Source organism: Massilia sp. Masssp93 (assembly GCF_059491295.1).
Genome location: NZ_CP168502.1, coordinates 4216577 through 4228385, shown reverse-complemented (window position 1 = coordinate 4228385; position 11809 = coordinate 4216577). Strand labels below are relative to the sequence as shown.

Annotated in this window: 10 protein-coding genes; 2 read left to right on the top strand and 8 right to left on the bottom strand. The window is 70.7% G+C overall.

Annotated features, from left to right (window positions below):
* Positions 1–12: 12 nt before the first annotated feature.
* Positions 13–690: a response regulator gene (locus ACEN9Q_RS17330; protein ID WP_495625428.1), complete on the bottom strand. Its 678-nt coding sequence runs from the start codon at positions 688–690 to the stop codon at positions 13–15.
* Complete coding sequence (locus ACEN9Q_RS17325; RefSeq protein WP_495625427.1) at positions 687–2243, bottom strand: ATP-binding protein; 1557 nt, start codon at positions 2241–2243, stop codon at positions 687–689. Before ACEN9Q_RS17325 ends, ACEN9Q_RS17330 begins: the two co-directional genes overlap by 4 nt.
* Positions 2244–2443: 200 nt before the next feature.
* Here ACEN9Q_RS17325 and ACEN9Q_RS17320 point away from each other — a divergent pair, with 200 nt between their 5' ends.
* The gene (locus ACEN9Q_RS17320; protein WP_157201875.1) at positions 2444–3883 is read left to right on the top strand and encodes a methyl-accepting chemotaxis protein; all 1440 of its coding nucleotides are present in this window, start codon (positions 2444–2446) and stop codon (positions 3881–3883) included.
* Between the two features lie 108 nt (positions 3884–3991).
* Here ACEN9Q_RS17320 and ACEN9Q_RS17315 read toward each other — a convergent pair whose 3' ends face one another.
* Entirely contained in the window at positions 3992–5404 is a 1413-nt protein-coding gene (locus ACEN9Q_RS17315) for an OmpP1/FadL family transporter (RefSeq protein ID WP_495625426.1), read from the bottom strand.
* Positions 5405–5844: 440 nt separating this feature from the next.
* Between ACEN9Q_RS17315 and ACEN9Q_RS17310 the strand changes: the two genes are divergently transcribed.
* Entirely contained in the window at positions 5845–7230 is a 1386-nt protein-coding gene (locus tag ACEN9Q_RS17310; protein ID WP_495625425.1) for a carboxylesterase/lipase family protein, read from the top strand.
* A gap of 190 nt (positions 7231–7420) precedes the next feature.
* Here the strand turns inward: ACEN9Q_RS17310 and ACEN9Q_RS17305 are convergent, their stop codons facing one another.
* From ACEN9Q_RS17305 to ACEN9Q_RS17285, 5 genes are read right to left on the bottom strand one after another with little or no spacing between them, the layout of a single operon-like run.
* Positions 7421–8770: a sulfite reductase subunit alpha gene (locus ACEN9Q_RS17305; protein ID WP_495625424.1), complete on the bottom strand. Its 1350-nt coding sequence runs from the start codon at positions 8768–8770 to the stop codon at positions 7421–7423.
* A complete protein-coding gene (locus ACEN9Q_RS17300) occupies positions 8767–9768 on the bottom strand; it encodes an FAD:protein FMN transferase (protein WP_495625423.1) in 1002 nt (333 codons plus the stop codon). Before ACEN9Q_RS17300 ends, ACEN9Q_RS17305 begins: the two co-directional genes overlap by 4 nt.
* Before the next feature lie 6 nt (positions 9769–9774).
* Positions 9775–10587: a DUF4198 domain-containing protein gene (locus ACEN9Q_RS17295; protein WP_495625422.1), complete on the bottom strand. Its 813-nt coding sequence runs from the start codon at positions 10585–10587 to the stop codon at positions 9775–9777.
* Between the two features lie 10 nt (positions 10588–10597).
* Positions 10598–11110, bottom strand: a complete 513-nt coding sequence (locus tag ACEN9Q_RS17290) for a DUF2271 domain-containing protein (RefSeq protein WP_056441691.1) — start codon at positions 11108–11110, stop codon at positions 10598–10600.
* A 20-nt stretch (positions 11111–11130) separates the two neighbouring features.
* Positions 11131–11781 (bottom strand): PepSY-associated TM helix domain-containing protein, encoded by a 651-nt coding sequence (locus tag ACEN9Q_RS17285; RefSeq protein ID WP_495625421.1) that lies wholly within the window; start codon positions 11779–11781, stop codon positions 11131–11133.
* Positions 11782–11809: the final 28 nt, after the last annotated feature.

Here is an 11809-nt window from a genome sequence, read left to right as displayed (position 1 = left end):
AAGATGCGCGGATCAGGGATCGAAACGGTAACCGAGCCCGTAGATCGAATGGATGGCGTCCACGCCGGGCAGCGCTGCGTCCAGTTTTTTCCTGAGGTTCTTGACGTGGCTGTCGATGGCGCGGTCCGTCACGTCGAGGCTCGCGTTGCCTTCGCGCGCCACGTCGAGCAGCTGGGCGCGCGAGAACACGTGGCCGGGACGGCGCGCCAGCGCGGCCAGGATGCCGTATTCGGTCGGCGTCAGGTCGAGCGTCTTGCCGTGGACGGCGATGCGGCGCGCGGCCGTGTCGATCGCGATGACCGGGATCGGTTGTCCCGCGCGGCGCAGGATCGCCTTGATGCGCGCGACGAGTTCGCGCGGGCTGAAGGGCTTGCACAGGTAGTCGTCGGCGCCGGCGTCGAGGCCCAGCAGGCGGTCGATTTCTTCCACGCGCGCCGTCACCATCACGACGGGCAGCGCGGCCAGCACCGGGTCCGCCTCCGCGCGCAGTGCGCGGCACAGGGACAGGCCGTCGAGGCCGGGCAGCATCAGGTCGAGCACGAGCAGTGCGGGCGGATCGCGCCGGATGGCGTCCAGCGCGACGGCCCCGTCGGCGAATACGGCGGCCGTGTAGCCGGCCGCGCGCGCGTAGTCGGCGACCAGTGCCGCCAGTTCCGGCTCGTCCTCGACGATGGCGATGCGTGCGGTCATGCGGCGTCTCCCGCGAGCGGCAAGGTGATGGTGGCGCGCAGGCCGCCGAGCGGCGCATGCGCGAAGGCGAGCGTGCCGTCCTGGGCGTCGAGCAGGCGCCGGCACAGCGCGAGCCCGATGCCGGCGCCGCCGTGGGCGCGGCTGCGCGACGCGTCGACACGATAAAAACGTTCGGACAGGCGCGCGAGCGCGTCGTCCGGCACGCCCGGCGCGCTGTCGTCCAGGTGCAGGCGGATGCGGCCGCCGTCCGCGTGCGCGTGCAGATGGACGCGGCCGCCCGGCGCCGTGTAGCGCAGGCTGTTCTCGAACAGGTTGTCGAGCACCTGGCGCATGCGGTCGGGGTCCGCGTACACGGTTGCCGTCGCCGGCTCGGGGCCCAGTTCCAGCGCGAGACCGGCCAGCGCGAGCCGCGTCTCGAACCCGTGCGCCTGGTCGCGGGCGAGCGCCCACAGGTCGAGCGCTACCGGCTTGCAATCGAGCGCGCAGACGTCGGCGCGCGCCAACGCGTACAACTCGTCGATCAGTTTATTCAGCGCGAGCACCTGGCGCAGCATGGCGTCCCACGTGTCCGGCGTGGCGCCGCGCACGCCGTCCTGCAGCGCTTCCAGCTGGGCGCGCAGCACGGCCAGCGGCGTGCGCAGTTCGTGCGACGTGTCCGCGACCCATTGGCGGCGCGCGGCTTCCGCGCCGGCCAGCCGGGCCGCGAGCGCGTTGAAATGGCGCGCCAGGTCGCCCAGTTCGTCGCTGCGGCGCGCGTCCAGGCGCAGGTCGAAATGGCCGTCGGACAGCGCCCGGCTGCCCGCGGCCAGTTGCCGGATCGGGCGGCGGAAGTGGCGCGCCAGCAGCACGGCGGCGACGGCGCTCAGCAGGACGGCGAGCGCCACGATCTGCCACAGGCTGCTGGTGAGCTGCTGCAGGAAGGCGTAGGCCAGCGCGTCGCTGGGCCGGGCGCCGCGGGCGACGGCCAGGTAGCCGACCGTGCGGCCGTCGACGTCGAGCGCGCGCCGGGCCAGCGTGGCCGCGGCACCCGGGCGGCGGCCCGCGAGCCAGGCGCCGTGCGCGTCGAGCAGGGTGATGCGGCGTGCCAGCGGCAGCGGGCCGGGGTCGGGGTCGTGCACTGGCCCGGCCGGCGGTGCCGGCGCGGCGGGAGCGTCCGGCACATCCGGGCCGGGCAGCGGCGGCAGCGGCGGTGCCGGCGGCATAGGCGGCACGGGCGGCACGGGCGGTACGGGCGCCTCCGCCGCAACGGGTGCCGCGGGCGCCGCCGGCATGGCCGGCGCGCCAACCTCGCGCGCGCGCTGCAGGCGCGCGAGCTCCTGCGCGATCCAGTCCTGGCGGGCCTCGGCGGGAATGAAATCCCAGCCGCCGCCGGCCCGGTACTGGCGCGTGAGCGCGGTCGACAGTTCTTCCAGGCGGTCCAGTTCGATGCCGACGGCGTAGTCGCCGAAGCCGGCCAGTACGTTCTGGCGCAACAGGAACACGGCGGCAGCCGCCACGGCGAGGATCGCCAGCAGGACGGATGCGAACAGGCGGTGGCCGATCGAGAACTTCAAGGCGGGAGCACGTGGAAAGTGGCGACGGGCCATTCTAGGATAATTCGTGTGGTAAATACGACGTGTTGCCGGCGCCTACCCGATTTGGCTAGACAGGGTATTGATTTTTGCCGAATGATGACATGTATCCAGAATGCAGTTATATTTTCCTCAAATAAAATCGGCCGCCGAACTAATGAGCCGACCACCGGGAGACAGGTATGTTGAATTGGTTGAAGACGACGCTGGTGCCGTCCGCGTCGGCGTTCGCGCCGGCCGGACGGTCCGGCATGACGGCGCGCGTGCGCAGCCTCGTGCTGAATGCGCGCGACGGCAGCATCCGCACCGCGATCAACGCGGCACGCCTGCGCAAGGAGGTCGACCAGTCGCTCGACAAGGCGCGCCAGCAGTACGCGGCCGCGCGCGCGCTGGCGGCGTCGGCGCGCGACGTGACGGCGCTGTCGGCCAGCGTCAAGGCCGGCACCGACGACATCGCCGGCACCGCGGACCGCAACCTGGCCGTGGCGCGCGCGTCGATGGATGAACTGATGCACCTGGAAGCGCGCATGCGCGCCATCGAGGACAAGGTGGACGGCTTCGCGCGCACGGTCGGCGAGCTCGATCGCCACGCGCGCTCGATCAGCGAATTCGGCGGCATCATCCAGCGCATCGCCAACCAGACCAACCTGCTGGCCATCAACGCGGCGATCGAGGCGGCGCGCGCGGGCGAGGCCGGCCGCGGCTTCGCCGTCGTGGCGGCCGAGGTGCGGCGCCTGTCGCAGCTGGTCAACGAGGAGACGTCCAAGATCGCGGGCGTCAACAGCGAGATGCGCACGCTGGTCGAATCGACCACCGGCGCCACGCAGGACATCCTGGACGGCGTGAACGTGTCCGCACGCGAGGTCGGGCTGGCGGCCGGCCACTTCAAGACCTTCGTCGCCGACTTCGAGCGCATGACGGGTACCGTCAACGAGATGGCCGTGGCGATGCAGTCGCTGGACAGCGTGAGCCAGTCGATCGGCCGCCAGGTGGGTGACATGGCGACGAATGCGTCCGAGACGGGCAAGGCGATGGCCGACGCGTCGCGCCGCGTCGACGAGGTGCGCGCGACCACCGAGGAGATGCAGGGCGCGCTGGCCGAGTTCCGCACGGGCGGCACGCCGTTCGACGGCCTCGTCGAGGCCACGACGCAGCTGCGCGACGCCGTCGGCCGCTGCCTCGCGGGCCATCTGGCGCGCGGCGTCGACATCTTCGACCAGGCGTACCGGCCGATCGAAGGTTCCGACCCGCCGCGCTTCACGACAGGGTACGACCGTACCGTGGAAGCCGACCTGCAGGCGCTGTACGACCGCGTGCTGGCCGGCCTGCCGGGCTGCGCGTACGCGCTGGCGGTCGACACGCGCGGCTATGCGCCGGCCCACAACGGCAAGTTCTCGCAGGCGCCGACGGGGCGCCGCGAGCACGATCTCGTCTACTGCCGCAACAAGCGCATCTTCGACGACCCGGTCGGGGCGAAGCTGGCGGCCAATCGCAAGCCGTTCCTGTTCCAGACCTATCTGCGCGATACGGGGGAGGTGATCAACGACCTGTCGATGCCGCTCGACATCGGCGGCCGGCACTGGGGCGCGGTGCGGGTGGGGTTCGATTCCGCGAAGTTGTGACGTTGCGCGCGTGGGCACGGGGTGCCCACCCTACCGATTCGGTTGATGCGCGGGCCAGCGGAAGGATCCGGTTGCCGTAGGGTGGGCTCCCCGAGCCCACCATGCACATCAGAACTTGTAGTTGTACGCCAGGCCAATCAACTGCATGCGGGTCTTCCACGTCCCGCGGGTCGTCTCGCCGTTGCCGGTGCAGGTCGCCATCACCGGGTTGCAGTTGTTCGTGTAGTTGCCGCTCGCGTCGCTGAAATGCAGCCAGCTGTAGGCCAGGTCCAGCGACGAGGCCGGGGTCAGCTTCCAGTTCGCACCGAACGACAGTTGCAGGCGGTCGGCGTCGGGCAGGGCGGCGTGGCGCAGCGTGTCGCCTTGCACCGGCGAGTCGTCGTGCGCGATGCCCGCGCGCAGGACCGTCGCGTCGTTGAGCTGGTAATTCGCGCCGAAGGCCACGCGCACGGTGTTCTTCCACTGCTGGCGGATCACCAGGTCGCCCACGCCGGCGCCGACGAACTGGATGTTGATGTCGTCCATGCGCGAGTGGCGCGTCCAGGTCACGTCGGCCATGCCGGCCCATTTCGGATCGAACTGGTGGAAGGCGTTCAGCGACAGCGTCTCCGGCGTGGTCACGTCCACGCGCGACGCCGAATTGACGTGGTGCGACGCGCCCTGCAGTACCTTGTTGACGACGGCGTCGCTCGTGACGGTCGAGAAGTCCCACACCGCGCCGCCCTTCAGTTCATGCTTGATCGACGAGCGGTAGGCGATGCCGAAGCGCGTGTCCGGCGTCGGCGAGTACAGGTAGCCCAGGTTGAAGCCATAGCCCCAGTCCTTGCCCTCCACGCCCGCGTGCGCGTCGCCCGCGGTTGCCAGCGCGGCCGGGTTGCCGCCCAGGGTGACGATCTGGCGCACCAGCGCGGCGCCGCTGCCCGCGGCCTGCGCGGCGGCGATGGAACCCGGCACGTCGACGGCCTGGCCCAGGCGCGCCTTCATGTATTCGATGTCGATGCCGAATCCGAAGCTGTGCTGCTCCGACAGCTTGAACGCCACCGACGGGTTGATGTTCACGGATTCCAGCTTGATGTTGGTGAGCGAGTAGCGCCCCGACCAGTTGTTGTCGTAATCCAGCTTGGTGCCGTACGGGACGAACACGCCCAGGCCGGCCGTCCACTGGCCGTCGATCTTCTGGCTGTAGTACAGCGACGGGCCGGCGACGACGCTCGGCGCGTAATCGTCCTGCGACGTCGGGCCGCCCGTGGGCGTGTGCGTGAAGCGGGTCGAACCGGCGTCCTGGAAGGTCGAATGCGGCACGACGGCCGTGATGCCGCCCACGATCTGGCGGCCTTCCAGGCGCGACAGGCCGGCCGGGTTGGCGAAGATGGTCGAAGCGTCGGCCGCTTCGGCGCCGTTGGCGTCCGCCGTGCCCTGGGCGGACACGCTCTGCGAGCCGAAGCGGTAGCCGGAAGCGGTCGCGTCGAGCGACGTGCCCAGGGCCAGGGCGACGAGCAGGGTCAGGTGTTTCTGGTTCATCGGTCTCACTCCAAGTATTGATTCGTAGCCCGCCCCTCGGACCGGAAAGGCCGAGGTCGGCGGGTGCCGAAGCATACACTATTTCGCACGACCGTTCTATTTGTGTTGTGTGAAAGACACGTCGTCGTTTTTTAACGATTCAGCAGGCGCAAATCTAGGGCGGGCCCGTCCGAATCGGGCGCGGCCGCGGTGAGCGTCGCAGCGAGCAGCAGGACAGTCAATACGCGGTTGAGCATGGTCGGGTGGGCGGAACGATGGACACGCATGCGCGCATCCTGTTTCCTTCACGATAACTATTACATGTGCTCATTGACGAACCGTCATCCCCTCATTAGGATCGGAGCGCGCCCGCCCCGGAGCGCATTCCATACCCAGACCAAGGAGACAGTTCCATGCACCGTCCAAGCGCGCTTTCCCTTTTGATGTTAGCGGTAACTTCGATGTGCGCCATGGCGCCGGCCGGCGCGCACGGCGGTCCGGTCGTTGCCACCGACACGGGCAAGGTGCAAGGGGCCGTCGCAAACGGCGTGGCCAGCTGGAAGGGCATCCCGTTCGCCGCACCGCCCGTCGGCGGCCTGCGCTGGCGCGCGCCGCAGCCGGCCGCCGCGTGGTCCGGGGTGCGCGCGGCCACCGAATACGGCAACGACTGCATGCAACTGCCTTTCCCCAGCGACGCCGCGCCGCTCGGCACGCCGCCCGCCGAGGACTGCCTGTACGTGAACGTGTGGCGTCCCGCGGCGGCGCGGGCGGCCAAGAAACTGCCCGTGATCGTGTGGATCTACGGCGGCGGCTTCGTCAACGGCGGTTCGTCGCCGCCGACGTATGCCGGCGCGGCGCTGGCGAAGCAGGGCGTGGTGCTGGTCAGCTTCAATTACCGGCTGGGCCGCTTCGGCTTCTTCGCCCATCCGCAGCTGACGCAGCAGGACCATGGCGAACCGCTCGGCAATTACGGCTACATGGACCAGCTGGCGGCGCTGCAGTGGGTCAAGCGCAACGTGGCGGCGTTCGGCGGCGATGCGGCCAACGTGACGATCATCGGCGAATCGGCCGGCGGCATGTCCGTCAATGCGCTGCTGACGTCGCCGCTGGCGCAGGGCCTGTTCGCGAAGGCCGTGGTGCTGTCCGGCGGCGACGGCAAGTCGGCCGATCCGGGGCTCGCGGCCGTCGAACAGGCGGGCGTGAACTTCGCGGCGGCGAAGGGCATCGCGGCCGACGATCCGCACGCGCTCGACAAACTGCGCGCGCTGCCGGCCGGGCAGGTCGTCGACGGCATGAACCTGGCCAACCGCGCGCCGCAGAATCCGTCCACGTACGTCGGTCCGTTCGTGGACGGCAAGGTGGCCGTCGATGCGCTCGCCGCGTTCGCGTCCGGCCGCTTCGCGAAGGTGCCGGTGATGATCGGCGCGACCAGTGCCGACATCGGCGGCAGGACCGGCTTCATGGTGGCCGGCGCGCGCAGCCTGGCGGGGCGTCTCGCCGCGCAGGGCGTGCCCGTCTACGCCTACCGCTTTTCGTACGTGGCCGACAGCATCGGCAAGCCCGGCGCGCAGCACGCGAGCGACATCCCGTATTTCTTCGCGACGGTGGACGTCAAGTACGGCGACCAGGCGACGAAGAAGGACGTCGCGATGGGCCGCGCGATGAGCGCCTACCTCGTGAACTTCGCGAAGAAGGGCGATCCGAACGGCCGCAGGCTGCCGGCGTGGCCGCGCTATGCGGGCGACAAGGACGTCATCATGGAGTTCGCGACGGACGGCAAGCCGGTCGCGCTGCGCGATCCGTGGGGGCCGGAGATCGACGCCACGACGGTGGCGGCCGGGCACTGAGGCCCGCGCATCGCGCACGTCGCGCGTGGGCACGGGGTGCCCACCCTACCTGCTGGCGGGGCCCCAACTTGCGCGGGCGGCCTCTCAAACTTGGGTTCCCGCCTCCGCGGGAACGACGTAAGAATTGATGCCGCTGGCCTTTCGTTGGCCGGATACGTAGGGTGGGCACCCCTGTGCCCACGCGGCGGGCCTAGTAGACGTCGCGCCGGTAGCGGCCTTCGCTCGCCAATGCGTCGAGCAGCGGCGCGCCGAGGATCGCCTGCAGCGCCTCGTGCACACCGCCGGCCATGCCCTGCAGGCTGCCGCACACGTAGATGGCGGCGCCGCGCTCCACCCACTCGCGCAGGCGCGCCGCTTCGTCGCGCAGCACGTCCTGCACGTAGCGGCGCGCGGCCTGGTCGCGCGAGAAGGCGAGGTCCAGGTGCGCCAGCCGGCCGCTGTCGCGCCAGTCCTGCAATTCGTCGCGCAGCAGGAAATCGTGGATCTGGTTGCGCTCGCCGAACAGCAGCCAGTTGTCGTGCCGGCCCGCGCAAATGCGCGCCTTGAGCAGGCCGCGCAGGCCGGCGAGGCCGCTGCCGTTGCCGATGGCGATCAAGGGCCGTCCGGCATTGGCGCCGAGGCGGAAGCGCTCGTGCGCGCGCAGGCGCAGGTGCACGAGGTCCGTGTCGCCGGCCCGTGCGCACAGCCAGCCGGACGCCGACCCCAGGCTGCCGTCCTCGCGCCGCTGCAGGCGCACGAGCAGTTCCAGCCGGCCTTCGTCCGGCACGGACGCGATCGAGTATTCGCGCGGGTGATCGGGATCGTCCGGCGGGCCGACCTGGGCGAGATCGCCCGCTTCCCAGGCGGGCAGCGGGCCCTCGGCAGGACGCAGCGCGATCCGGTACAACGGCGCGCCGGCGCTGCCGGGATTCTCCAGCGTGCGCGCCACGATGCGCCAGTCGCCATAGGCCGGCGCGTCCCAGTCGGGCGCGTCGATCGTGCCGGCCAGGCGCCCCACGTGGTGCTGCCATTCGGCCAGCGCGTGCGCGTCGCCGCGGTCGACGTCGATGCGCCCGAACAGCCGCGTCGCGCCCTGCTGCGCGAGCCACGCGTCCAGTGCGCGGCCGAAGCCGCAGTAATTGGCGTAGTTCTTGTCGCCCAGCGCGAGCACGGCGTAGTGCAGGTGGGCGAGGTCGACGCCGGACGTCGCCAGCAGGCCGGCGAAGCGTGCGGCCGTGTCGGGCGCGTCGCCTTCGCCGTAGGTGCTGGCGACGAACAGGATGCGGGTGGCCGAGGCCAGCCGCGCGCGGTCGAGCGCGGAGATGCAGACGGCGCGCGCCGCGAGTCCGCCCGTCGCCAGCAGCTCGGCGCTGCGCCGCGCGAGATGCTCGGCACTGCCGGTCTGGCTGGCGTGGACGACGAGCCAGTCGGCGTCCCGCGTATCGACGGCAGCGCCGTTGCGGTGCGCGCGCCACATGTTGAAGGTCAGCGCGAGCCAGCCGCCGGACAGCAGCAGCGCGCCGCCCAGGCGCAGCGGTTCCGTCGTCAGCAGCGCCGTCATTGCAGCAGCGCCTTCCAGGCCGGCGTATGGATCTCGTCCAGCGCGCCGTCGCGCCGGACGAGGAAGCGCGCGGCCAGCGCGTGCCGTGCGGCGAACGCGAGGCCGTCCACGGGGCCGAGCACGGTGAGGACCGTCGACAGCGCATCGGCCGCCATGCAGGTGGGCGCCAGCACCGTCACCGCCGCGACGCCGTTGGCGATGGGCCAGCCCGTGCGCGGGTCCAGCGTGTGCGAGACGCGCCGCGGGCCCTGCGTGAAATACTGGCGGTAGTCGCCCGACGTGGCGACCGATAATCCGTGCAGCGCGACGACGGCCTGCGGCGCGGCGCCGTCCGGAACCGCCTCGATCTCCACCCACCACGGCTGCCCGTCCGGCTTGACGCCCGCGCCGCGCAATTCGCCGCCCACCTCGACGACGTAGTGATGCAGGCCGCGGCTTTCCAGGCACCGCGCGAGACGATCGACGGCGTATCCCTTGGCGACGCACGACAGGTCGAGCACCGCGCCGCCCGGCTGCAACAGGCGCCGGCGCGTGCGGTCGAGTTCCACGCGCGCGGCCGCGCGCTGCGCCTGCGCGCGCGCGATGGCCTGCGCATCCGGCGCGTAGAAGCCGGCGTGGTCGTAGCGCCGCGCGGGGCCGAAGCCCCACAGGCCGACGAGGGCGCCCAGGGCCGGATCGCAGGCGCCGCCGCTCGCCGCCATCGCCCACAGCGCGTAATCCATCACGTCGAAGAACTGCGCGGGCAGGTCGACCCACGTCCCGGCCGGCGCGCGGTTGTAGCGGGACAGCAGCGAGTCGTGGTCCCAGTGGCTCATCTGCGCGACGATCGCATCCAGTTCGGCCTGCAGCGCGGGCTGCAGATCTTCGATGCCGTCCGCAGCGACGCGCGCCGACCAGGTCGTGCCCATGGTCGCGCCGCCGAAGGTGTGCACGGCGCAGCCCGGCGGCGGCGCGGCCGGGTCCGGGTCGAGGGGGATGAGGACGGCGCGGTCAGGCAAGCGTGCTTACTCCGGCAGGATCTCGAACGTGGCCGAGTAGCTGTAGCGCTTCGCCGGGCCATCCATGCCGCGCGGCGCGTTGGCGGGATAGGATGCGCTGAGCCAGTACATGTTCGGCGCCGGCAGCGTGAAGCTCGCTTCGCCGTTGGCGCCGGTGCTCAAGCGCACCTCATTCAGGGTGCCGCGGTATTTCACGCCGCCCGGGATCAGGCTGAACGGGAAGTTGGCGAGCGGCTTGCCGTCCAGCTGGAAGCGGAACGTCGCCTTTTCGCCGGCGCGCAATTCCGTCGGATTCGTCAGCGCGACCATTTCCAGGCCCGCTCCCGTGGCCTTGAGCGCGCCCGGCGTCGGCTTGTTCAGCGTGACGAACGTGTCCTGGCGCTGCACCATCGTCATGCGGCGCACGTCGGTGGCGCCGGCCGGGATCTCGTTGCCGACGGCCTGCTCGGCGGCGCGGAAGCGCTTCATTTCGCCATTCAGCTTGTACGATCCCATCACGTTTACGGCGGCCAGCGTCATGCGGTAGGTGCCGTCCTTCGGCAGGCGGATGTCGACCGTGGCGCGGTGCTTGCCGACGGTGGCCGCCGGGGCGGGGGCGGTGGCGCCGTCCGGGTCGGTGACGGTGAGGCCGTCCAGCTTCTGCGGCATGAAGTCGGTCTCGAACAGGCCTTCCGAGATGGCGGCGTCGATGGTCGCCCACGCTTCGCCGCGGTCGGATTCGATGAGACCCGTATTCGGGATCAGCCACGGACGGTGGGCCTGCGCGGCGCAGGCGGCGCCGGCGAGGGCCAGGGCGATGGCGATTTGCTTGATGTGCATGCGGGTCTCCTTACTGGATGGCGAGCGACACGGCGCCCAGTTCTTCCTTGCCCGCGAAGGCGGCGGCCACGTTCGATTTCGGCGCCCAGTGGAACGGCACGCGCACGAGTTCGCGGCCGCCCGCTTCGCGCGCCGCTTCGATCACGAGCTTGTAGTCGCCGGCGGGGAGCTTGTCCAGGCCCGCGCGCGCGGCCGGGAAGGTCAGCGTCTGGACGCCGGCCGCGCGGGTCGCGCCGCTCACGCCGTCCAGCGGCAGCGTGACGTCGCGGCCGGCCTTTCTCCACCACGTGCGCAGGTCCTTGACCCACTTGGTGCCGCCGTTGTCGCGCTTCCTGACGTCGTACAGCACGGCCAGCGTGGTGGCGACGCTCTGGTCCGGGCGCTCGATCCAGACCGCGACATACGGCTTGTGGTATTCGGCCACGTTCAGTTGCGGCAGTTCGAACTTGACGGTGAGGTCGGCGCCCATCGCCCAGCTGGATGCGAGCGGCAGGGTCAGGGCGAGGGAGTGGGACAGTTTCATGGCGGTTTTCGGTGTATGGATTAATGGACGAACAGCAGGGCCAGGACGATCGGCAGCACGATGCCGAGGCCGATCACGGGCCACGTCGACGGCCGGTTGGCCGCGTGGTATTTCAGGATCAGGAAACCGGTGACGCAGAAGACGACGCAGGCGAGCGCGAAGATGTCGATGAACCAGCCCCACGCGGCGCCGGCGTTGCGGCCCTTGTGCATGTCGTTCAGCCACGAGATCCAGCCGCGGTCCGTCTTTTCGTATTCGGCATTGCCGTCGACGCCGATGCGCAGCCAGGCATCGCCGCCGGGGCGGGGCAGGGCGACGTAGGCGTCTTCCTCGCTCCATTCGGCGCGCACGCCGCGGACCTGCACGGGGAAGGTCTGCTCGGCCCAGTCGGCCAGCGGCGCCGGCAGCGGCACGTTGGCGTCCGCGTGGCCGGCGGCGAATTCGCCGATCTGCGCGCGCAGCGGCGGCGGCAGGACCGCTTTCTGGCGCGTGACGACGGGTTTCGCTTCGATCTGCGACGCGTGGTTCAGCGTGAAGCCAGTGACGGCGAACAGCAGCATGGCCATCAGGCACAGCGCGGAACTGATCCAGTGCCATTGATGCAACTGGCGCAGGAAGAGGGCGCGGCGGGCGGTCGTCTGCGGTGGGGAGGTGGAGCCGGTCGGGTGCATCCATAAATGATAACGATTATCATTTAGA

Coding starts and splice junctions, on each gene's coding strand:
- ACEN9Q_RS17330 (WP_495625428.1), bottom strand. CDS start 690: ATGACCGCACGCATCGCCATCGTCGAGGACGAGCCGGAACTGGCGGCA.
- ACEN9Q_RS17320 (WP_157201875.1), top strand. CDS start 2,444: ATGTTGAATTGGTTGAAGACGACGCTGGTGCCGTCCGCGTCGGCGTTC.
- ACEN9Q_RS17315 (WP_495625426.1), bottom strand. CDS start 5,404: ATGAACCAGAAACACCTGACCCTGCTCGTCGCCCTGGCCCTGGGCACG.
- ACEN9Q_RS17310 (WP_495625425.1), top strand. CDS start 5,845: ATGTGCGCCATGGCGCCGGCCGGCGCGCACGGCGGTCCGGTCGTTGCC.
- ACEN9Q_RS17305 (WP_495625424.1), bottom strand. CDS start 8,770: ATGACGGCGCTGCTGACGACGGAACCGCTGCGCCTGGGCGGCGCGCTG.
- ACEN9Q_RS17295 (WP_495625422.1), bottom strand. CDS start 10,587: ATGCACATCAAGCAAATCGCCATCGCCCTGGCCCTCGCCGGCGCCGCC.
- ACEN9Q_RS17290 (WP_056441691.1), bottom strand. CDS start 11,110: ATGAAACTGTCCCACTCCCTCGCCCTGACCCTGCCGCTCGCATCCAGC.
- ACEN9Q_RS17285 (WP_495625421.1), bottom strand. CDS start 11,781: ATGCACCCGACCGGCTCCACCTCCCCACCGCAGACGACCGCCCGCCGC.